Origin of the sequence: Pseudomonas arsenicoxydans, from assembly GCF_006438915.1 — a bacterium.
Lineage (GTDB): Bacteria > Pseudomonadota > Gammaproteobacteria > Pseudomonadales > Pseudomonadaceae > Aquipseudomonas > Aquipseudomonas arsenicoxydans_A.
The window spans coordinates 198085-218135 of record NZ_RCZE01000011.1 but is presented as its reverse complement, the minus strand read 5'-3'; the positions used below and the strand labels follow the sequence as shown (position 1 = coordinate 218135).

Sequence of the window (20051 nt, the reverse complement as noted above, 5' to 3'; positions counted from 1 at the left end):
TGTTTCTCCCTTGATACTGTTCAGCTTAGTTGCTCTTTAAATCCTTGCTGTCGATCGAGACACTTTGTAGTGCTTTTCGTGCCTGCTGCTTGCGTAACAACTGCCAGTGCGAGATGACCGTTTTCGGTGCCCAGATCTGCGGTTCAGAGGCTTCGAAGCCGTCCGCCAACTCGCGCTCGGCAACGGTGGCCTTGGCCAGTTTGAAGGCTTGCTCCAGGTCGTCGGTCTGGTTCAGCGCCTGGGCAAACAGCGCGTCGCCAAAGTAGGTGAAGTTGGCTTCTTCAGAGCAGCCGAAGGACACACGGTCCGCCCGCGAGGCGGTCATGATCAGCGTGCGTTCGTCTTTCAACGCCGGAATGAAGCCGCCGGAATAGCAGGACGAAATCACGATGATCTTGTCGCGATTCTTCAACGGCGCCAGTACCGCGGCGAGTTCATCGGCCTGCAGGTCGGACAGTTCCATGCGCGGCTGGTCGAGCACCAGTTCGTGCTCGCTGGTGCCGTGGCTGGTCAGATAGATGAAGATCAAATCTTCCGGGCCGCTGCGTTCAGCCAGTGTCAGCGCAGCGCGGCGCAGGTTTTCGCGGGTGGCCATCGGCCGGTCGACCATGTGGTCCCGATGATTTACCAGACGGATCTGGCCAAATGCACCGAAGCGGCTGCTGAGCATGTTGCTGACGTAATCGGATTCGCGCAGGAACACGCTTTGCTTGCCGTCACCGCCTAAGGTCAGGGTGTACAGCTCGACGGCCGGAGTGGAGGTCGGCACGTTGAACAGGGCGTCCTCGAGCAAGCGGCCCTGAGCCAGCAAACCGAGCTCCAGGCTGTCGGGCAGCAACTTGCCATCCGCGTCACGCACACGCTGGCCATTGTTCCACGTGCCGCTTTGCACGGTGCCGTCAGTCAGCACCAGTGTGCCGCGTCCCGAGTAACTGTCGCTGTCGAACTGGCCGATGTAGAAGCTGCCATCCGGCAGGTTCAAGCGGCCCTGGCCGGTGAAGCGCCAGTCACTGAACTGGCCGACGTAGTGGCTGCCATCCGCGCCGATCAACTCGCCCTTGCCGTTCAGCGAGCCTTCCTTGAACTGACCGAGCCAGACATCGCCGTCGGCATTCTCGTAGCGACCCTTGCCGTGCAATTGATTGTTCTTGAAGCCGCCCACGTAGATGTCGCCGTCAGCGCTGTTGAAGGTCCCGTTACCTTCCAGTTGCCCGTCGACGAAATGCCCGGTGAACTGATTGCCGCTGGCGTCGCCGCGCTGGCCTTCACCGTTGGGTTTGCCATGGGCGAACTGGCCCTGGTACGAGCTGCCGTCTTCGAGTTCGAGATGGCCGAGCCCTGAATATTGATCGGCCTTGAATTCGCCGCGATAGGTCATGCCGTTTTCTTTGAGCGTGCCTTCACCCTCGCGCCGACCGAGTTTGAAACCGCCGGTGTAACTGCTGCCCGATGTGGTCAGCGTGCCCTGGCCGTCGAACAGGCCCTGGTTGAAATTCCCGCGAAAGACTTCGCCGTTGCTGCCATGCCATTCACCCTGGCCATGCCATTGACCCTTGTCGAACTCGCCGGCGTACCAGCTGCCGTTCGGGTAGTCGATGCGCCCCTGACCTTGCAGCAGGCCGTTGACCAGATCACCGCGATAGCGCCCCCCGTCCGGCAGCCGGGCATCGGGAGGCAGCAGCGATTCGCCATCGCCGCAAGCGGTGAGTAACAGGGTCAAGGCAAGGAGTGCAAGTGAGCGCATAGCGGGATCCGGGCAATTAGGCGACCGAGTATGCCGCAGCTATGTGTCGTATATATAGAGAGGGTCGCGAAACAGCGTGAGCTGCTTCGCATCCGGATGAGTTACACGAAACAGAGGGACAGGGATTCAGCGATATAGGCCGGTTTGTCCGAGCCGTCTATCTCAAGGGTGCAGGTGGCCTTGAGCAGCCATTGGCCAGGTTTTTTCTCGGTAGCGTCACTGAGTTCGACCTTCAGCCGCACGTTCGAATCGACCTTGACCGGTTGAATGAAACGCACGCTGTCGAGACCGTAGTTGACCACCATCTTCGCGCCTTCGGGGAGGATGAGGATGTCTTCCATCAGTTTCGGGATCAGTGACAGCGACAGGAATCCATGGGCGATGGTGCTGCCAAATGGCGTTTGCGCGGCTTTGACCGGGTCGACATGAATAAACTGATAATCACCTGTGGCTTCTGCGAACAGGTTGATGCGCTCCTGATCGATGGTGAGCCATTGGGAACGTCCGAGTTCCTTGCCGACATAATCTTTGAGCTCTGCAACGGGAACATAGGGCATTGAGACTCTCCTTGGGTTTCATCGGATTTATAGTTTTTCGAGTGGGGGGATTTCACCTCCCTGTGAACCACTTTAGATCAACATGGCAAATGGCTCCGGTCAACTGTCCATGCTTTTGGCGAATGCCGATCCATAGCGCTGACGTGCTTATAATGCTCGGCCCCTGCTTTGTGGGGCGAGTGCGGGAGATGCCGGATGTTGTTACGTGGCCTGACCTGGCTGGTGCTGTTCCAATTGCTGGGCACAGCCATCAACCACTTGTTTCTACCGGTGCTGCCGGGGCCGATTATCGGTTTGCTGTTGTTGCTGGTGTACCTGATTTCACGCGGACAAGTCGGCGAGCCGCTGAGCCTGGCCGCCAGCAGTCTGCTGCGTTACTTGCCGTTGCTGCTGGTGCCGCCGGCCGTGGGCGTGATGGTGTACTTCAAGGACATTGCCGCGGATTTCTGGGCCATCGTCGGCGCATTGGTGTTGTCGCTGCTGCTGTCCATGGCCTTCGCCGGGGTACTGATGCAGCGCATGGTCAAGCGCCACGCCCCTCGCGGAGATGACCAATGATCCTGGATTGGCACGGCGCGCTCGACTCGGTGATTCATCATCCGTTGTTCGGCATCGGCATTACGTTGGGCGCTTATCAACTGGTGTTGGCGGCCTTCGAGAAAACCCGTTGGATCTTTTTGCAACCGGTGCTGGTCTCGATGCTGGTAGTGATCGGAGTTCTGGTGACCTGCGGCCTGACGTACGCCGAGTACCGCAAGAGCACCGAGATCCTCAGCATCTTGCTCGGGCCTGCAACCGTTGCGTTGGCCGTGCCGCTTTACCTCAATCTGCGACGGATTCGGCAGTTGTTCTGGCCGATATTTACTACGCTGGTGATAGGCGGCGTGGTCGCCACGGGCATGGGCGTGTTGCTGGGCTGGTGGTTCGGTGCCGAACACATGATCCTGATGACCATGGCGCCCAAGTCGGTGACGTCACCGATTGCCATGCTGGTGGCCGAGCAGATCGGTGGCGTCGCGGCGCTGGCCGCGGTGTTCGTGTTGATCACTGGCGTGATCGGTGCGATCTTCGGCCCGAGCCTGTTGACCCGGCTGGGTGTGCACAGTCCCGAGGCGCGCGGTATGGCACTGGGCATGACCGCCCACGCGGTCGGCACCTCGGTGGCCTTGCAGGAAAGTGAAGAGTGCGGCGCGTTTGCGGCGCTGGCGATGAGTCTGATGGGCGTGGCCACGGCGGTGTTCCTGCCGTTGGCGGTGTCGATGGTGGTGTAAGGAAATGTCTATGAGCTTGCCGCTTTTCCCGCTGAACACAGTGCTGTTTCCTGGCTGCATCCTCGACTTGCAGATCTTCGAGGCGCGCTATCTGGACATGATCAGCCGTTGCATGAAACAGGGCGGCGGCTTCGGCGTGGTGTGCCTCCTCGAAGGCGAGGAGGTCGGCATCGCGCCGGCAGGGTATGCCCTGGTGGGATGCGAAGCGCTGATCACCGATTTCAAACAGCAGGACAACGGCCTGCTAGGTATTCGGGTGCAGGGTGGGCGGCGCTTTCATGTCTTGAGCACCGAGGTGCAGCGCGATCAGTTGACCGTCGCCGAGGTTGAGTGGCTGGAAGATGAACCGGAGCAACCGTTGCAGGATGAAGACGCCGATCTGGTTGCACTGCTCAAGGCGTTGGCCGAACACCCGATGGTTGAAGCGTTGAACATGGGCACCGAGGCGACCGGCCAGCAGTCGCTGGCCAATCAGCTCGCGTATCTACTGCCGTTTGCCGAAGTGGACAAAATCGACCTGCTGCAACTCGATGACCCGCAACAGCGACTGGATGCGATCCAGGCGCTGCTCGATGAGTTGCAAGGTGAGTTGTTTGCCTGATTTCAGGTGATTGATTGCGGGGGCAAGTCGAGCGCCGCGTTAGTGCTGATTTCCGACAGTGAAGGCCAGACGATATCGTTGGCAAACCACTCCTTGTCGCCACTGAGCGAAAGGACCGGTTTGCCAGTCGCTGCCACTTCAGCAATCAGCCGGTCATACTCATCTTTGTTGTCGACGCCGGAGTGTGTTCGTTCTTCTACTCTTCTGGCGTAGGCGTCATCTGTGTCGTCGGCGTGATCCTGGAGATCTTTGACTCGCACCGCTTTTTGATGGCTGGAATCAAATACCCAGATCCGATCGGCGCTGATGCCTCGTCTCGAGACTGACAGCAGTGCTTCCAGATCATCCTCGGGGAACCAGTTCGGGCCGTTTGCTGCGCGGTTGAACGCATGGTTTTCTTCGCCCAGTACGATTTCCATGTTTCGGCTGTCGATTGCATAAACAAACTGAATTTGTTGTTTGTGCCTGGTCGTTTCGTAGTTGCGCTCCAGGTCGAGTTGCAGCGAACTGTCCGACTCTGAGCCGCTGCTGGCGATTTTCGAGGTAGTGGAAACATCGGAGGCATCGGAGGCATCGGAGTCGCCACTGGCGTCATCGGGTTGCTTGCCCGGGTATTTATTGGTTTGACTGTTGTAAAGCAGATACTCCGGATCCGGCTCGTCTTCGCCATACATTTTTGCCGCCTTCAAACTCACTGTGACGCTCATGGCTTTTTGGGTGGTTGCATAGGGTTTGTGGTTGTAGCGGGGCAGCATCCAGCCATCATTTGCCAGTTCAAATGGCGTGCGTTCATCGCCCCTGAATACAGCAGGGATGTCGGTCCGGTACAGGCAGTTGTTTCTGTTTCGCGAGTATCCAGCCTTTACCAGAAAGCTATCGAGATACTCGTGGGTCAAACTGAGATGAAGCTCATAGAGGCCGGTAGTTGCTGTTCCGTTCCTCAGGTGACGCAGGTTTGGCTCTATCTCGCTATACAGCAGGTCGTGTCGACGAGGATTGCCAGTATCCCTGCTCATCTGCTTATGCTGTTCAGCCCATTCGGGAATCTTGAGATTTTCCAGCATGTCCTTGTGCAGACGCGTTTGCTGTCCCGGGGATAAATTGTAAGACCTTAGAAATGTTTCCAGCTCGTTGGCTGTTTTGTCTGGATAGAGCGACTGGAGCGGACCGTCGATCAATTGAGCCCGTAGGTTCTGACTCAGTTCCGGGCGTGGGCTTGCAGGGGGGGGCTCAACGCTCCGTTGCGGACCTGGAGACTGGACTCTTGGGTGTTTGCCGGGGAGGGTTGTCTCAGGCACTGGCTCATCGGCCAAGGAGCGTTTCAGCGTGACGGTTTCTCTCGCCTGAGGCCGCTGACTCCAGGTGGCTTCCCCATCGTTTTTGTAAAGCGCAGGTCCTTGCGGGTGCTTTTTGTAAAGGTCTGTCGCGCGATAAGCCGCCGTCGCGTCATCGAATTCCACATAGACGGTTCCTTCGTTTTTAACGTCCACAAATTTGCGTGCGACGATTGTCCGAAACCCCTGTTCGTCAGGCCGCGGCATGGTTCGCAGCATGGCAGGGCGCAATAGATAGGCGGCCAGGTTCGAGTCTGCCGAGGGTTGTAAAAGTTGTCTTACGGGGATTTCCGTAATGTCCAGTTTCGTAGGCACTGGAACCCCTCTGTCGAGGGTTATTGCGACAGGAGCGCCGCCCCCGTATTCAGGCCTCGCCGGACTTGGCGATTGCCCATGATGAAAAACGGAGCTGCCTGGCATCGCAGGTGTCGGAAGTAGGGCGTCTGGCCGTAAGCGCGGCGGATTGACGTTGATTGTAGAGATGTCAGTAGCAGGAAATTTTGTAGGCGGTTTTACAGGCATGGTAGAGGTGCTCAAATCCGTTTAAGCAAAGAAGTTTTATAGGGTTTATGTAACAAATGACTTACGCAGTGGATTCTACGGTCGGCCAAACAATATCGTCGGAAGAGATTGCCTGGTTTTCCGGGAGTTTGATCCCCCAGCCTTTGTCCACGACTTGATCGACCAACTGATCATAACGATCCCGGTTATAAGTACCGATCCAGGTTTCATGTTCTATGGCATCAGCGTTGTTACCTGCCTGTTCGTAAACAGCATTGACGGGGGCGGCACGTGTCAGATCGGAATTGACCAGCCATACGCGGTCGGAACTCAAACCTCTTTTCGAAATAGAGATAACGCCTTCCAGCGCGTCGGGCTGGAAGCTTGCCGAGCCCTCACTATTGAGATAGAGGTTTTCTCGTCCCGGCACCACCTCAATACCTCGGGTGTCGATCATGTAGATAAAACCAACATGCTGCCTGTATCTGATGGGTTCATAGTCTCGCGACTTATCAAGTGTAAATGAGCTGTCGGAATCCGAATTCGACGACTCGTTACGGTAGTCCTCGTCAGAATCATCATCATTCCTGCCTTTTGGAAGCTTTCGCACTCCAGGAAATAGATTGGCCTGTGCGTTGTATCGCAGCTTGTCGTTTTTCGCGTGCCCTCCCAGGTTGCTTGCATATTCCTTCGCATCCGACAGCAGAAAGGTAGCGCTTTGTGCTCGTTGTGTGACCGTTTCGGGAAGCCCTTCGCGCGCGATCATTCGCCGATCCCTTGCCAGTTCGAACGGCGTTCGATCATCGCCCCTGAACATGGCGGGAATATCGGTACGGTATAAAAGACCGTGGGTGTTGCGCTGATAACCGATCGACGCGGAAAAATGCTCGAGAAACTCACTGGAGCAATATAAGTCGTGAGGAGAATAATCGTCTTGCGGTTGACGTCTTAGTTGGGGGATAACCAGAGCAACCTGTGCAGCGATGAGGTCGAATCTTTGAGCGTTGTCCGCTTGTGAAGATAAGCGCTTATGACTTTCCGCCCACGCAGGAAAAGTGCGAGTTTCGTTCATGTCTCGATGTAAACGTGTCAGTTGGCCGCTGCTTAAGTTGTACGATTCAAGTAACTCGTAGCGTTCGCTGCTCGTCTTGCTCGGGTATAGCCTTTTCAATGGCCCATCGATTAACAGCCTTCCCGCATCAATAGAGTCGACGGTATCAGGTGTGTTCGACTGAACGGTCACGCCAGACTCTGTTTTTTTTGTACCGGGTTGGGAGGCTAGTGATTCTTGCTCCAGGGAGTCTGAGCGACTCCTGCTGTGTCCGGGTTGCGCCTCGACAACCGGACGTTGATGCACTGCAGATTGATCAGGACTGCCTTCGGTGATCGTTTCTTTTTGACGCCAGGTCAGTGCTCCCTCATTTTTGTACAGGGCGGGACCGGAAGGGAGCTTCCGGTAGAGATCAGTCGCACGGTAGGTTCCGGTTCCGATGTCGAATTCCACATACGCGGTTCCCTCATTTTCGATATCTACAAACTTGCGCCCTTTCATCCACCGCAACCCCTGGCCATCGGGTGGTTGCATGCCGCTTAGCAGGGCAGGTGGCAGCAAGTAAGTCTCCAGGCCGTACTGGGCTGCCAGTTCACCGGAGCCCAACCCTGGAGTATCCGAGATCTCGACCCCCGACTCGGACGCTGATACGCCTTCGACACTGGTTGCTGCGCTGATATTTCTTTCATCTGGCAGGAGTGGCTGCCGACCTTGAAGATGAAAATCATGTGGGTTGACGATGTTTGAATGTTGCCTCGTGGGCGCTTCGTTTCCGGGCAATCTGGGTGGCTCCAGCGAGTCAGGTGATAAGTTGACTCCGTCTGGTTTTAATCGATGTGGCGGTTTTGGACGCATGTTGGCGCTCCTCAATGTTAATACTTTGGGGGAATTGAATAAGCGTGGAATGAAGGTTTAAGACGGGGCCAGGTTATTCCACAATCTCCAGGTTTTCGATTCTGAAGCTGCGCGACCAATCCGTGTCGATAGTCCAGTTGTCAATTTCTGTGTCGTAATAAATTTTTCCTTGCGTGGCGTCATTCGTTCGAAGGTTTTCGATGCTGATCAGTTCGGCGACCAAACCGTCATTTCGTTTGTGTTTAATGATATCCGCTACAACAGCGGCAATGCTTGGGTAGCTTTTTGCATTAATGGCGTGCAGGACTGAAACTTCGAACAAGGGGTCGATGCGATAGCGACTCCCTGTAGAAACAATAACGTTGATCGTTTCCAGCGGTATGTCAGACGCTTCGGTATTTGGCAGTTGAATATGGACACTTCCAATTTTCAGGAAGTTGTTATTAATGTTTATCCCTTCCCGAGTGATGTTCTCTGCAAGGCGAAGTGTGTAAATGTTCCAGGTCGAGCCGCTGGAGGTTTTGGCCGCGGCACCGGGAGTCGACAGCCGCAGGGATGTATTGTCTGTCGGGTAGAGGTCATAGGATGAGGCTTGCCCTTCCAGCGAATAAACGGAGCTGTGGGCCACGGAATCGAATTCGACACGCTGCGCAACCGCTTTCAAAAGACGTCTATCGAAAGCAGGTTTGGCGAACACGTATTTTCCCGGTTTTTCACGCAATGAGCCGGTGCTGTCGATGACTCGGTACCCGGGATGTTTGTTGTCATCGAGGTAGGCGTTTTTTGGGAAGTCCAGCCAGTAGGATTTACCGTTACGCATGACCAGGGTGAACGGGTGGCAGGTCCTCCAGCCCGAGGACATGATGCCAGCGCCCCTGTCGGTTTTTTTTCCAGAATGCTCTTCGACACTGCCGTGAATAAGAAGAGCGCTACCGTTCTTGAACGAAATCTGGAACTGCGTATTTGAGTAACTCAGGTAGCTAACGCTGTTTCGAGGCGTAGAGGTCACTGTGTAAATGGCGTCGACCGCTGTGATTTCGTCACTGTCAAAGTCTATGTATAAAACGCTAGGCGTATGGCTTCCTGGCTTGTCAACAAAGAAGACGGTTGTGTAAGTCTCACGGGCCACAAAATAGGATGAAAGGCTGGCGCCGGGCACTCGTTGAACACGGCTGTTGACAATGAAGGGCGGTGTTTTTGGTGTTCCCATCACCACCACAATGACGTTGACACTCTGTTCGGTCAGACCGTTTATCTGGGCGGGGAGATCGACCTTTAGTTGGTACCCATCCTCGGTGACAAATAAAAGGTTGGGGTTTCGTAATGAGCGTTTGTCCGTCAGCGTTTCATACACGTCACTAATGACCAGCTGTCTTTCCGGCTGGAAAGACTCCGCGTTTTGCAGGGATGAAATGACCAAAGCGTTATCGCGGATACGCCAGTCCTGCACAAACTCAAGCGTTACACCAAGATGAATGACACTAAGATCTTCGCCATCCTCTGCAATGGATACCGTATGCGTCATGCCATTGAGGTAGTAGGTATCCGCACCGCTACCGCCATTGACGCTGCAGTCGTTGCCTCGAACGACGATCTGATCGTTGCCCGCGCCAGCATTGATGCGGTCGTGGCCGTTCGCAATGATGTAGTCAGCCTCGTCGGAACCCGTAACAAGGTTATGCGCGCCGGCCAGGGTTTCGACCTTTTCGATAGAGTGGATGTTTGAGTGCAGGACTGGAGCGGTGGCGTTATCGGGTGAGCGTAACCCGAGCTTTCCACTCTTCAGATTGATGTCGTACCCAACATATACCGTGTCATCCGGCCCATGGCGAACCGGAACATGCTTACCCTGAAGCGATAACGTGTCTGTGCCGGCTCCGCCTCGTAATGTATTGACCTGCCCGGTTGACGGCGCTTTCTTTAGGCTTTGAGCGGCGGACTGGAAAAGGAAAGAATCGTTCTTGTCGCCTCCGTTCAGCGTTTTAATACCGAAGGAATAGTTGAAGTAGTTCGGTTTGCTTCGAACGCCAATGATGCTGTCGTTACCGCCGCCCAACTGCCAGAGGACGCCTTTGGAAGGACCCGTTTCGCCGACAAGGGCATTAGGAATGCCTGTCGGAAGGCCGTCGGTGGCGTCGTAGACGTCATCGGTCTCTTTGATCACGGGGACGTTGACCGTTACAAAGGAGGATTCACCGTTGGCTTCATCCCATTGAAACTTATGGTGCCGGGTGGATTTTAAATGAACTTCAAATCGCCCGTTCACCACCGCTTCGACACTGTCCTTCAGTTCATTTTTGAGCCATTCGGTGCCGGTGCTATCGAGCGCCTTGGCATAATCGCTGTAGGTTTTGGCGACGGCAAATCGGTCCAGAACCTCTTGGTCCTGATTCTGACCGGTAAAGGCAAACCAACCCGACCGCCAGCGTTCATGCATGCTCAACTCGATGTAATCGTCGATGTCGTCAACCGTCCGCGCGGCACCATAAATTCTGGCGCCGACAATCAATATTGCAGCAGCGGCGATGCCCACGGGGCCGGCGGCTTTGAAGCCGAGTAGCGCGGCGCACCCCAGTATTGTGGAAAGACCTGCACTGGTCAGGCTGAGGGCGGCATTGAAGTAATGGTCCTGCGCTTCTTTTCCCTTGGCATCGGCCGCATCGTTGAAAGATTTGATGGCAGTGTAGAGATCGAAGGGCAGCGTCAGGACGCTGGCCATCAGGCCGGCTCCTTTGCTCAGTACCTGTCCAACGGTTGTTCTGCTGAAATGTTCAAAAGTTTTTGCTCCACTGCGAATCATGGCCTCGCCGGTTTTCGCCAGGCCGCGTTCAATAATCAACGAGCCGATTTCTGCTGTGCCGCCGCCGATATTGATTGCCGCTTCGTCCCAATGGCCTTTTTTGATCGCTTCCGCTGTGCCGACAATCGCGCTGTAGAGTCCGTATGCCTGAAGACCGACGCCCATGGAGCTCATGCCATAACTCTTGGTCCTGTCGATCCAGGCAGGCAATTGATCGGGCAATGGATTTTTGTGGATGTCCAGGCGCTGGGTCGATTTCAACAAGCTACCGATTTTCTGGACGGGGCCTGTCGAGGTGTCTGACTCTTTTAACAAGGGAGCTGCCGTGGTTGAGCGTTGTGTGGCGATTTCGAAAAGCAGAATGGCGGGAATGTGGCTCTGGTGTCCTTCCACCGTTTTGATACGGTGTTCGACTTTGGCAGGATCAAACTCCAGTGAATCGATGAAAGCCTGATCAGGTAGTGCAAAGTAAGTGTTGGTGCTGGTGATAAATTCACCGTTAATCATGGCGCCCATCGCATGAAGTTCTACGCGACTGACTGAAAGCTCTCCGATGTGCAGAAAACCAAATAATGCGTCGAGATCTTGAAGGTTGGGTTTTAGTACGGGGGATTTGTTGGCTGAAGTTTGCGTAGTATGACCGGATTCAACCAGGGGGGGAGTGGAGAGGGGCGTTAATATATCTGTGATGTTTACCGCGTTGTTTCTATTTGTCAGCGTGACGGGTAGGGGCATGATTTTTTATCTTTCGTGATTTGTTTTTGATTGATGAGTGCTCCGTGAGTGGCAATGAATATTGCATGGTGTTATGTCTATTTCGATAGTATTTGTTTTGCTGGATGTTTGTTGTTTTTGATAGTTGTGCGAGGTGCTGTTTAAGAAAATACCGATAACGGTAGATGATCCATTAGATAGCGGTGAATGCGATAGGATATGGGCGTTTCAATACTGGTCGCGTCCAATAAAACCCGAGCGTTGCGCCCGGGTTTTTGTAGTTGCACTCAGTAGGCATACCGCAACATGGCAGCCGGCAAATGTCGCAACGCAAAGAACCCGAACAGTGCCACCATGGGAGGCAATACCAGCCACCAAACCTTGGGTGGCATCGGGTTCAGCGGTGTCTGGCGCTGGCTCAGCCACAGGCTCGCCGCGCACACGCACGCCGCCAGCATCGCCCCGGCCAGCACATCCGTCGGCCAATGCGCGCCCAGATACACCCGGGAAAGGGAAATCGCCAGCGCCGGCAAGCAGCCGAGCAGCAACCACGTCAGGCGCATGCGCGACGGTTGGCCGCGACCGGCCAGCACGGCGAGGGTCAGGAACAAGGCGAATGACCCCGAGGCGTGACCGCTAGGCATGCTGTAGCTGGTGAGCGGGTCGCTAAGTATTTCCGGGCGCACGCGGGCGAAAAACTGCTTGGTGAACGTATTGCCAAGAGCGGTGAAGAGCAGGGTGCCGCCGGCGAAGATAGCCTGGCGCCATTGCCGGGTGAGCAGGAGCAAACCGGTCAGCAAGGCACTGAACACCAGCATATTGCGGAACTCGCCGATCAGCGTGAAGAGCACGGCCACTTCATCAAGCATCGGGCTGCGGTGTTCCTGTACCAGAGTCATGACGCCCTGATCGAGCGCGGTCAGGTGCGGATAACCGATAAACAGTCCCAGCAGAATCAGCAAGCTCATCCCGGCAATCAACATCGTCGCCTTGCGATGGCGGCGCATGCTGCTGGTGATACTCAGACCGACCATGGCTGCAATGGCGCCAGCGAAGACACCCGCCTCGGGCCAGAAACCTTCCGGCAACGGCAAACGAATCGCCGCGCCCGTGGCCCAGCCGGGCAGCAGGTACGCCACACTCCAGCCTGCGGCAGCCAATAGACTGACGGCAAAAAATCGCGGGAAGGGCATGTCGAACATCCCGGCGACCATCGGCAGCATCGGGCGCAGTGGTCCGATGAAACGCCCGACCAACAGGCTGGCAATACCATAACGCTGGAAATACGCCTCGGCCCCGGCAATCCATTCCGGATGATGGCGCAAGCCGGGCAGGCGCCGGATGTTCTGGTGGAAATGTCGACCGATGAAGTAGGACACGACATCGCCCAGTACACCGGCGATGAATCCCAGCAGCAGCGTTTCGCTCAACGACAATGCACCGCTGCCGGCCAGTACCGCCACGGCAAACAGCAACACCGTGCCGGGCACGATCAACCCGGCAATCGCCAGGCATTCCACAAAGGCCACGATGAACACCGCCGCCGCCAGCCATTGCGGGTTAACCGTCAACCAACCGGTCACGCTATCGAGCCATGGGCCCATAAAAACAACTCCATCGAATGTTCATTGGTCCCATGGGGGACGAGTGCAATCTTCCAGACACCACAGAAAACCTGTGGGGGAAATATCCATCATCAAGGCAGCAAAATATAATCGCGTCCTTCGACCTGCCCCCGTCGCAGCGGGTTCCGCGTGCAATACGGCGCATAAGCGGCATCGACGAAGCGATACATCAAGTGTTCATCGCGCCCATGGGGGATGCCCAGGCGTGTGGTCTGGATGATATGAGCAGGCGCCGGACCGACGTCCTCAACCAGCAACACCTCATGGTCGAAACGCTTGGCATCCCACACCGGTACTTTCAAGCCCAGCGCCTTGCACAGCAATGTCTGCCCGGCGCACAGCTTTTGCGAAGGGCGAGGGCGACCTTGGGCGTCGGGATTGTTCAATAACATCTGCGCCAGGCTCGCCGGCCCGCTCAATTCATCGACCCACGGATAGGCGGATTTGATCAATACCGCATTGCCCGGACCTTGAGCGCTGAAGTTCAGGGAGTCGCCGCCGCGGGCGTAATACATATAGATGTGGCCGCCATCCAGAAACAAAGCCTTACGCTTTTCTGTGTAGCCGAGGGAGGCGTGGCTGCCTTTTTCTTCGAAGTAATAGGCTTCGGTTTCGATAATCCGGGCGCTGAGCCACAGGTCGCCGACCCGGTGACGGATGACTTTGCCGAGTAATTCCCGGGCCAGGGTTTGGGCGTCGCGGTTGAAAAACGCATCCGGGAGCCCCGTGGGCAGGCTCGCAGCGGACGCTCGAACAGTCAGGTTGGACATGATGAACGGCGTTTATCAGGGCTGATTGAGCGGTGATGATAACAATCTGCAGCTTAATCACGGCTGAACGTCGGCAAATTGCCCTCGATTTCGACCATCCGCCCGTCACCGCTGTTAGTCGGGAGACGCGACAGCTATAATCTGCCGCTTTCCTCTTTACCAAGACCACAGCAGACAATGACTGAGTCCGTTCTTGACTACATGACCCGCCTGGGACGCGCTGCCCGCGAAGCCTCTCGCGTCATCGGCTGTGCCAGCACCGCGCAGAAAAACCGCGCCTTGCAGGCCGCTGCCAATGCGCTGGACGCTGCACGCGCCGAGCTGACGGTTGCCAACGAACTGGATTTGGCCGCAGGTCGTGCCAATGGTCTTGAACCTGCCTTGCTGGAACGTCTGGCGCTGACCCCGGAACGCATCGACGGCATGATCGTCGGCCTGCGCCAGGTGGCCGCATTGCCGGACCCGGTCGGCGCGATTCGCGACATGAGCTTCCGCCCGTCGGGTATTCAGGTTGGCAAAATGCGCGTGCCGTTGGGCGTAATCGGGATCATCTACGAATCCCGGCCGAACGTGACCATCGATGCCGCCAGCCTGTGCCTGAAGTCCGGTAACGCGACGATCCTGCGTGGCGGTTCCGAAGCTATTCATTCCAATCGTGCCATTGCCGCCTGCATCCAGCGCGGTCTGGCCGAAGCCGAACTGCCGGCCGCCGTGGTGCAAGTGGTCGAAACCACCGACCGTGCCGCCGTTGGCGCGCTGATCACCATGCCGGAATACGTCGACGTCATCGTGCCCCGTGGTGGCCGTGGCTTGATCGAACGTGTCAGTCGTGACGCCCGCGTTCCGGTGATCAAACACCTGGACGGCATCTGCCACGTTTACGTGAGTGAACATGCCGATCTGGCGAAAGCCCAGCGCATCGCGTTCAACGCCAAGACGTACCGTTATGGTATCTGCGGCGCGATGGAAACGCTGTTGGTGGATCAATCCGTTGCCAAGGATTTCCTGCCGTCGATGGCTGCCCAGTTCCGCGAAAAAGGCGTTGAGCTGCGGGGTTGCGCACGCACGCGGGCAATCATCGATGCGGTAGCGGCTACTGAAGAAGACTGGACCACCGAATACCTGGCGCCGATCCTGTCGATCCGTGTGGTCGACGGGCTGGACCAGGCCATCGAACATATCAATAAGCACGGCTCCCATCACACCGACTCGATCGTCAGCGAAAACCTCGCCGACACGCGGCGTTTCGTCGCACAAGTCGATTCATCCTCGGTGATGATCAACACCCCGACGTGCTTCGCCGATGGCTTCGAATACGGATTGGGTGCCGAGATTGGCATTTCTACTGATAAGCTGCACGCCCGCGGCCCGGTGGGTCTCGAAGGTCTGACCTGCGAGAAGTACATCGTGGTCGGTGATGGCCAGTTGCGCGGCCAGGCGTCGGTCTGACTTGGGCGACCTCGATCCGACAGCCCCAGCCACCGCAGACGAGCCTAAACCTCGGCGCATCGGCATGCTGGGCGGCACGTTCGACCCGGTGCACATCGGCCATCTGCGTGGTGCGCTGGAAGTCGCCGAATCGCTGGCGCTCGATGAATTGCGCCTGACACCCAGTGCCAGGCCGCCGCATCGCGGTACGCCGCAGGTGTCGGCAAAAGACCGTCTGGCGATGGTCGAGTGCGCGGTGGCCGGTGTGGCACCGTTAGTGGTGGATGCCCGCGAATTGCAGCGGGACAAACCGTCCTACACTATCGATACCCTGGAACTGATGCGTGCCGAACTGGCCGCCCAGACCCAGGTTTTTCTACTTTTGGGCTGGGACGCATTTTGCGGCCTGCCCACTTGGCACCGCTGGGAAGAGTTGCTCCAGCATTGCCACATCCTGGTGCTGCAACGCCCGGATGCCGACAGCGAACCGCCGGATGCCTTGCGCAACCTGCTGGCAGCGCGCTCGGTGAGCGACCCGCTGGCCCTTCAAGGGCCGAGCGGACAGATTGCATTCGTCTGGCAGACACCGCTCGCGGTATCCGCCACCCAGATCCGTCAACTGCTGGCCAGCGGTAAGTCGGTACGTTTCCTGGTGCCCGACGCGGTCCTGGCCTACATCGATGCGCACGGACTTTACCGTGCGTCGAACTGAAAAGAGGCGCGCTTCAAGCACGTGATCACGTGTATCGAAGCCCCCGAACATACGAGCAAAACGAGTTTTATATGACGAACAAAGACGTAACTAAAGTAAAGCGCAAAGGCACGTTCAAAAGCGCCCCGCTGCCTGAGCCGGTTCTCACCACCGAGCCACTGAAAGGTGATGAGCTGGTCAAGGTTGCCGTAGCTGCCCTGGAAGACGTGAAGGGTCAGGATATTCAGGTCATCGACGTTCGCGAGAAGCAGAGCATCACTGACTACATGATCATCGCGACCGGTACCTCCAACCGCCAGATCGGCGCGATGCTGGACAAGGTTCGCGAAGCCGTCAAAGCCCTGGGCGTCAAGCCGTTGGGTGAAGAAGGCAAGGGCGACAGCGACTGGGTCCTGCTGGATATGGACGATGTGATCGTACACATGATGACGGCTTCGGCTCGTCAGTTCTACGACCTGGAACGTCTGTGGTCCGGCGCTGAACAGAGCCGTGCGCTGAACGCGGCTCACCACAGCCCGGAAAACACCCACGAGCATTTCATCAAGCTCAACAAAGACCAGCTATAAGGGCCCGCTGTGCGACTGCGACTGATCGCCGTCGGTTCACGGATGCCCAAGTGGGTGGAAGAAGGCTGGCATGAATATGCCAAGCGTCTTCCGTCCGAGCTGGCGCTGGAACTGGTGGAAATACCGCTCAACACCCGTGGCAAGAACGCCGACGTGGCGCGCTTCATCCGTCAGGAAGGCGAAGCCATGCTGGCCAAGGTCGGGCCGAATGAGCGTGTTGTCACCCTCGAAGTCCATGGCAAGCCCTGGAGCACTGAACAGCTGGCGGTCGAGCTCGATCGCTGGCGCCTGGACTCGCGTACGGTGAATTTCATGGTCGGCGGCCCCGAAGGGCTGGCGCCGGAAGTCTGTGCCCGAGCCGATCAGCGCTGGTCATTGTCGCCGTTGACGTTGCCGCACCCGCTGGTGCGTATTCTGATCGGCGAACAGCTGTATCGTGCCTGGACAGTCTTGTCCGGCCACCCTTACCACAAGTAGTTCTGCCCTCATGTCTCAGCCGATCCGTATCAAGGACCACGAAAAAGACGCCCGTCTGGTGCGTGGCCGTGTCGTGTTCGGTGCCATTGCGGTCGTGACGCTGATTTGTGTGCTGATCGCGCGCCTGTATTTCCTTCAGGTCATCCAGTACGAGTACCACTCGACGCTGTCGGAAAACAATCGGGTGCATGTGCAGCCGATTCCGCCGCCCCGTGGGTTGATTTACGATCGCAACGGTGTGGTCATTGCCGACAACCGGCCCAGCTTCAGCTTGAGCATGACCCGCGAGCGCTCTGGTGATTGGCAGCAAGTGCTCGATGTGATTGTCCAGGTGCTGGAGCTGACGCCCGAGGATCGGGTGATTTTCGAGAAGCGCATGCGCCAGGGGCGTCGGCCGTTCGAGCCGGTCCCGATCATGTTCGAATTGACCGAAGAACAGATTGCCCGTATCGCGGTGAACCAGTTCCGTCTGCCGGGTGTGGAAGTGGTCGCGCAGCTGGTTCGTCACTATCCGCAGGGTGCGCACTTTGCGCACTCGGTGGGTTATATGGGACGGATCAACGAGAAAGAGCTCAAGTCTCTGGACCCGGTGAGTTACAGCGGCACCCATCAAATTGGCAAAACCGGCATCGAGCGCTTCTACGAGCCGGAGTTGCACGGTCAGGTCGGTTACGAGGAAGTCGAGACCAACGCCCGTGGCCGCGTACTGCGCGTGCTAAAGCGTACCGACCCGATTCCCGGCAAGGACATCGTCCTGAGCCTGGACATCAAATTGCAGGAAGCTGCTGAAACCGCATTGGGCGGTCGCCGTGGTGCGGTGGTGGCGCTGGACCCGAAAACCGGTGAAGTGTTGGCGATGGTCAGTCAGCCGAGTTTCGATCCCAACCTGTTCGTCACCGGTATCAGCTTCAAGGCCTATTCCGAGCTGCGCGACTCCATTGATCGGCCGCTGTTCAACCGCGTGCTGCGCGGTCTGTACCCGCCGGGTTCGACCATCAAGCCGGCGGTGGCGATTGCCGGTCTGGATTCCGGCGTGGTCACGGCCTCGACCCGAGTCTTCGATCCCGGTTACTACATGCTGCCCAACTACGATCACAAATACCGTAACTGGAACCGTACCGGTGACGGCTATGTGGATCTGGACACGGCGATCATGCGATCCAACGACACCTATTTCTATGACCTGGCCCACAAGCTGGGGATCGATCGGTTGTCGTCCTATCTGGGCAAGTTCGGCATTGGCCAGAAGGTCTCGCTGGACATGTTCGAAGAATCGCCGGGCCTGATGCCGTCCCGCGAATGGAAGCGTGCGACCCGTCGCCAGGCCTGGTTCCCGGGTGAAACCCTGATTCTGGGGATCGGCCAGGGCTACATGCAGTCCACGCCGCTGCAACTGGCCCAGGCCACGGCGCTGGTAGCCAACAAAGGTGTGTGGAACCGTCCGCACCTGGCCAGGACCGTCGAAGGCGAGAAGCCGAAAGATGAAAACCCGATGCCGGACATCGTCCTGCGCGATCCGTCGGACTGGACCAAGGTCAATCACGGTATGCAGCAGGTGATGCACGGCGCTCGCGGTACGGCGCGCAAGGCATCGATTGGTGCGCAATACCGGATCGCCGGTAAAAGTGGTACGGCCCAGGTCGTTGCGATCAAGCAGGGTGAGAAGTACGACCGCTCCAAGGTTCAGGAACGTCACCGCGACCACGCCTTGTTTGTCGGCTTTGCGCCGGCGGACAACCCGCAAATCGTGGTGTCGGTGATGGTCGAGAACGGCGAGTCCGGTTCCGGGGTCGCCGCGCCAGTGGTGCGTCAAGTCATGGACGCCTGGCTCCTGGATCAGGACGGACGCCTTAAAGCCGAGTACGCCAGCCCTATCAGCGCAGAGGCTACAGCCCGTGATGAATAATTTTGATCGCATGCTCTCCAGTGAGGATGTGATGCGTCGCCGTGCCACGCTGCTGCAGCGCCTGCACATCGATGGCCCATTGTTGATTCTGCTGCTGACCCTCGCGGCCGGCAGCCTGTTCGTGCTGTATTCGGCTAGTGGCAAAAGCTGGGACCTGCTGGCCAAGCAAGCCACGTCGTTCGGCATCGGCCTGGTATCGATGGTCGTCATCGCGCAATTCGAACCGCGATTCATGGCGCGCTGGGTGCCGGTCGGTTATGTGCTCGGTGTGCTGTTGCTGGTGGTGGTAGACGTCATGGGCCACAACGCCATGGGCGCGACGCGCTGGATCAACATCCCTGGGGTGATCCGCTTCCAGCCCTCGGAGTTCATGAAGATTCTGATGCCGGCGACCATCGCCTGGTACCTGTCCAAGCGCACCCTGCCGCCACAGCTCAAGCACGTCGCGGTCAGTCTGTTCCTGATCGGCTTGCCGTTCATCCTGATCGTGCGTCAGCCGGACCTGGGGACATCGCTGCTGATTCTGGCTGGCGGTGCGTTTGTGCTGTTTATGGGGGGCTTGAAGTGGCGCTGGATCATCAGCGTGATCGCCGCCGCCGTGCCGGTGGCCGTGGCGATGTGGTTCTTCATCATGCACGACTACCAGAAACAGCGAATCCTGACCTTCCTCGACCCGGAGAGCGATCCGCTGGGGACTGGCTGGAACATTATTCAGTCGAAAGCTGCCATCGGTTCCGGTGGTGTATTCGGTAAGGGCTGGCTGCTGGGCACCCAGTCGCACCTGGACTTCCTGCCGGAAAGCCACACCGACTTCATTATTGCGGTGATGGGCGAAGAGTTCGGCCTGGTGGGCATTTGCGCGTTGCTGCTGATCTACCTGCTGTTGATCGGTCGAGGGCTGGTGATTACCGCTCAGGCCCAGACATTGTTCGGCAAATTGCTCGCGGGCAGCCTGACCATGACGTTTTTTGTTTACGTTTTCGTCAACATCGGTATGGTCAGTGGCCTGTTGCCGGTGGTGGGGGTGCCGTTGCCGTTCATTAGCTACGGAGGAACTTCGCTGGTAACGCTGCTGTCAGCGTTTGGGGTTTTGATGTCGATCCATACCCATCGTAAGTGGATCGCACAAGTTTGAATAA

At 57.3% G+C, this 20051-nt stretch carries 16 protein-coding genes; 9 read left to right on the top strand and 7 right to left on the bottom strand.

Features of this window, described 5'->3' with window-relative positions; genetic code table 11:
- Nucleotides 1-25 precede the first annotated feature (25 nt).
- Both EAH78_RS22770 and EAH78_RS22765 read right to left on the bottom strand, forming a co-directional pair.
- Nucleotides 26-1744 carry a C13 family peptidase gene (locus EAH78_RS22770; RefSeq protein WP_140669530.1) on the bottom strand — a complete coding sequence of 573 codons (1719 nt, stop codon included), beginning with the start codon at nucleotides 1742-1744 and terminating at the stop codon, nucleotides 26-28.
- A 101-nt stretch (nucleotides 1745-1845) separates the two neighbouring features.
- The gene (locus tag EAH78_RS22765; protein ID WP_140669529.1) at nucleotides 1846-2301 is read right to left on the bottom strand and encodes a MaoC family dehydratase; all 456 of its coding nucleotides are present in this window, start codon (nucleotides 2299-2301) and stop codon (nucleotides 1846-1848) included.
- Nucleotides 2302-2496: 195 nt separating this feature from the next.
- On the opposite strand from EAH78_RS22765, the gene EAH78_RS22760 reads away from it, so the two are divergent.
- From EAH78_RS22760 to EAH78_RS22750, 3 genes are read left to right on the top strand one after another with little or no spacing between them, the layout of a single operon-like run.
- The gene (locus tag EAH78_RS22760) at nucleotides 2497-2859 is read left to right on the top strand and encodes a CidA/LrgA family protein (RefSeq protein ID WP_140669528.1); all 363 of its coding nucleotides are present in this window, start codon (nucleotides 2497-2499) and stop codon (nucleotides 2857-2859) included.
- 2 nt (nucleotides 2860-2861) lie between these two features.
- A complete protein-coding gene (locus EAH78_RS22755; protein WP_193560097.1) occupies nucleotides 2862-3572 on the top strand; it encodes an LrgB family protein in 711 nt (236 codons plus the stop codon).
- Between the two features lie 10 nt (nucleotides 3573-3582).
- On the top strand, nucleotides 3583-4173 hold the full coding sequence (locus EAH78_RS22750) for an LON peptidase substrate-binding domain-containing protein (protein WP_140669526.1): 591 nt from the start codon (nucleotides 3583-3585) through the stop codon (nucleotides 4171-4173).
- 2 nt (nucleotides 4174-4175) lie between these two features.
- Here the strand turns inward: EAH78_RS22750 and EAH78_RS22745 are convergent, their stop codons facing one another.
- The 5 genes from EAH78_RS22745 to EAH78_RS22725 form a co-directional block, all read right to left on the bottom strand.
- The gene (locus EAH78_RS22745; protein WP_140669525.1) at nucleotides 4176-5822 is read right to left on the bottom strand and encodes a hypothetical protein; all 1647 of its coding nucleotides are present in this window, start codon (nucleotides 5820-5822) and stop codon (nucleotides 4176-4178) included.
- Nucleotides 5823-6090: 268 nt separating this feature from the next.
- A complete protein-coding gene (locus EAH78_RS22740) occupies nucleotides 6091-7914 on the bottom strand; it encodes a hypothetical protein (RefSeq protein WP_140669524.1) in 1824 nt (607 codons plus the stop codon).
- Between the two features lie 73 nt (nucleotides 7915-7987).
- Nucleotides 7988-11449: a calcium-binding protein gene (locus tag EAH78_RS22735; protein WP_240051923.1), complete on the bottom strand. Its 3462-nt coding sequence runs from the start codon at nucleotides 11447-11449 to the stop codon at nucleotides 7988-7990.
- A gap of 266 nt (nucleotides 11450-11715) precedes the next feature.
- Nucleotides 11716-13032 (bottom strand): bifunctional DedA family/phosphatase PAP2 family protein, encoded by a 1317-nt coding sequence (locus tag EAH78_RS22730; RefSeq protein WP_140669523.1) that lies wholly within the window; start codon nucleotides 13030-13032, stop codon nucleotides 11716-11718.
- A 92-nt stretch (nucleotides 13033-13124) separates the two neighbouring features.
- Nucleotides 13125-13823 carry a DNA-3-methyladenine glycosylase gene (locus EAH78_RS22725; protein WP_140669522.1) on the bottom strand — a complete coding sequence of 233 codons (699 nt, stop codon included), beginning with the start codon at nucleotides 13821-13823 and terminating at the stop codon, nucleotides 13125-13127.
- A gap of 177 nt (nucleotides 13824-14000) precedes the next feature.
- Between EAH78_RS22725 and EAH78_RS22720 the strand changes: the two genes are divergently transcribed.
- The 6 genes from EAH78_RS22720 (at nucleotide 14001) to rodA (ending at nucleotide 20047) form a co-directional block, all read left to right on the top strand.
- The gene (locus tag EAH78_RS22720) at nucleotides 14001-15272 is read left to right on the top strand and encodes a glutamate-5-semialdehyde dehydrogenase (protein WP_140669521.1); all 1272 of its coding nucleotides are present in this window, start codon (nucleotides 14001-14003) and stop codon (nucleotides 15270-15272) included.
- 1 nt (nucleotide 15273) lies between these two features.
- On the top strand, nucleotides 15274-15963 hold the full coding sequence (gene nadD, locus EAH78_RS22715; RefSeq protein ID WP_275671738.1) for a nicotinate-nucleotide adenylyltransferase: 690 nt from the start codon (nucleotides 15274-15276) through the stop codon (nucleotides 15961-15963).
- A gap of 71 nt (nucleotides 15964-16034) precedes the next feature.
- The gene (rsfS, locus tag EAH78_RS22710; RefSeq protein ID WP_133837580.1) at nucleotides 16035-16529 is read left to right on the top strand and encodes a ribosome silencing factor; all 495 of its coding nucleotides are present in this window, start codon (nucleotides 16035-16037) and stop codon (nucleotides 16527-16529) included.
- A 9-nt stretch (nucleotides 16530-16538) separates the two neighbouring features.
- Complete coding sequence (rlmH, locus tag EAH78_RS22705) at nucleotides 16539-17006, top strand: 23S rRNA (pseudouridine(1915)-N(3))-methyltransferase RlmH (protein ID WP_007937439.1); 468 nt, start codon at nucleotides 16539-16541, stop codon at nucleotides 17004-17006.
- A 10-nt stretch (nucleotides 17007-17016) separates the two neighbouring features.
- Nucleotides 17017-18912, top strand: a complete 1896-nt coding sequence (mrdA, locus tag EAH78_RS22700) for a penicillin-binding protein 2 (protein WP_140669519.1) — start codon at nucleotides 17017-17019, stop codon at nucleotides 18910-18912.
- Nucleotides 18913-18943: 31 nt separating this feature from the next.
- A complete protein-coding gene (gene rodA, locus EAH78_RS22695; protein WP_170219154.1) occupies nucleotides 18944-20047 on the top strand; it encodes a rod shape-determining protein RodA in 1104 nt (367 codons plus the stop codon).
- Nucleotides 20048-20051: the final 4 nt, after the last annotated feature.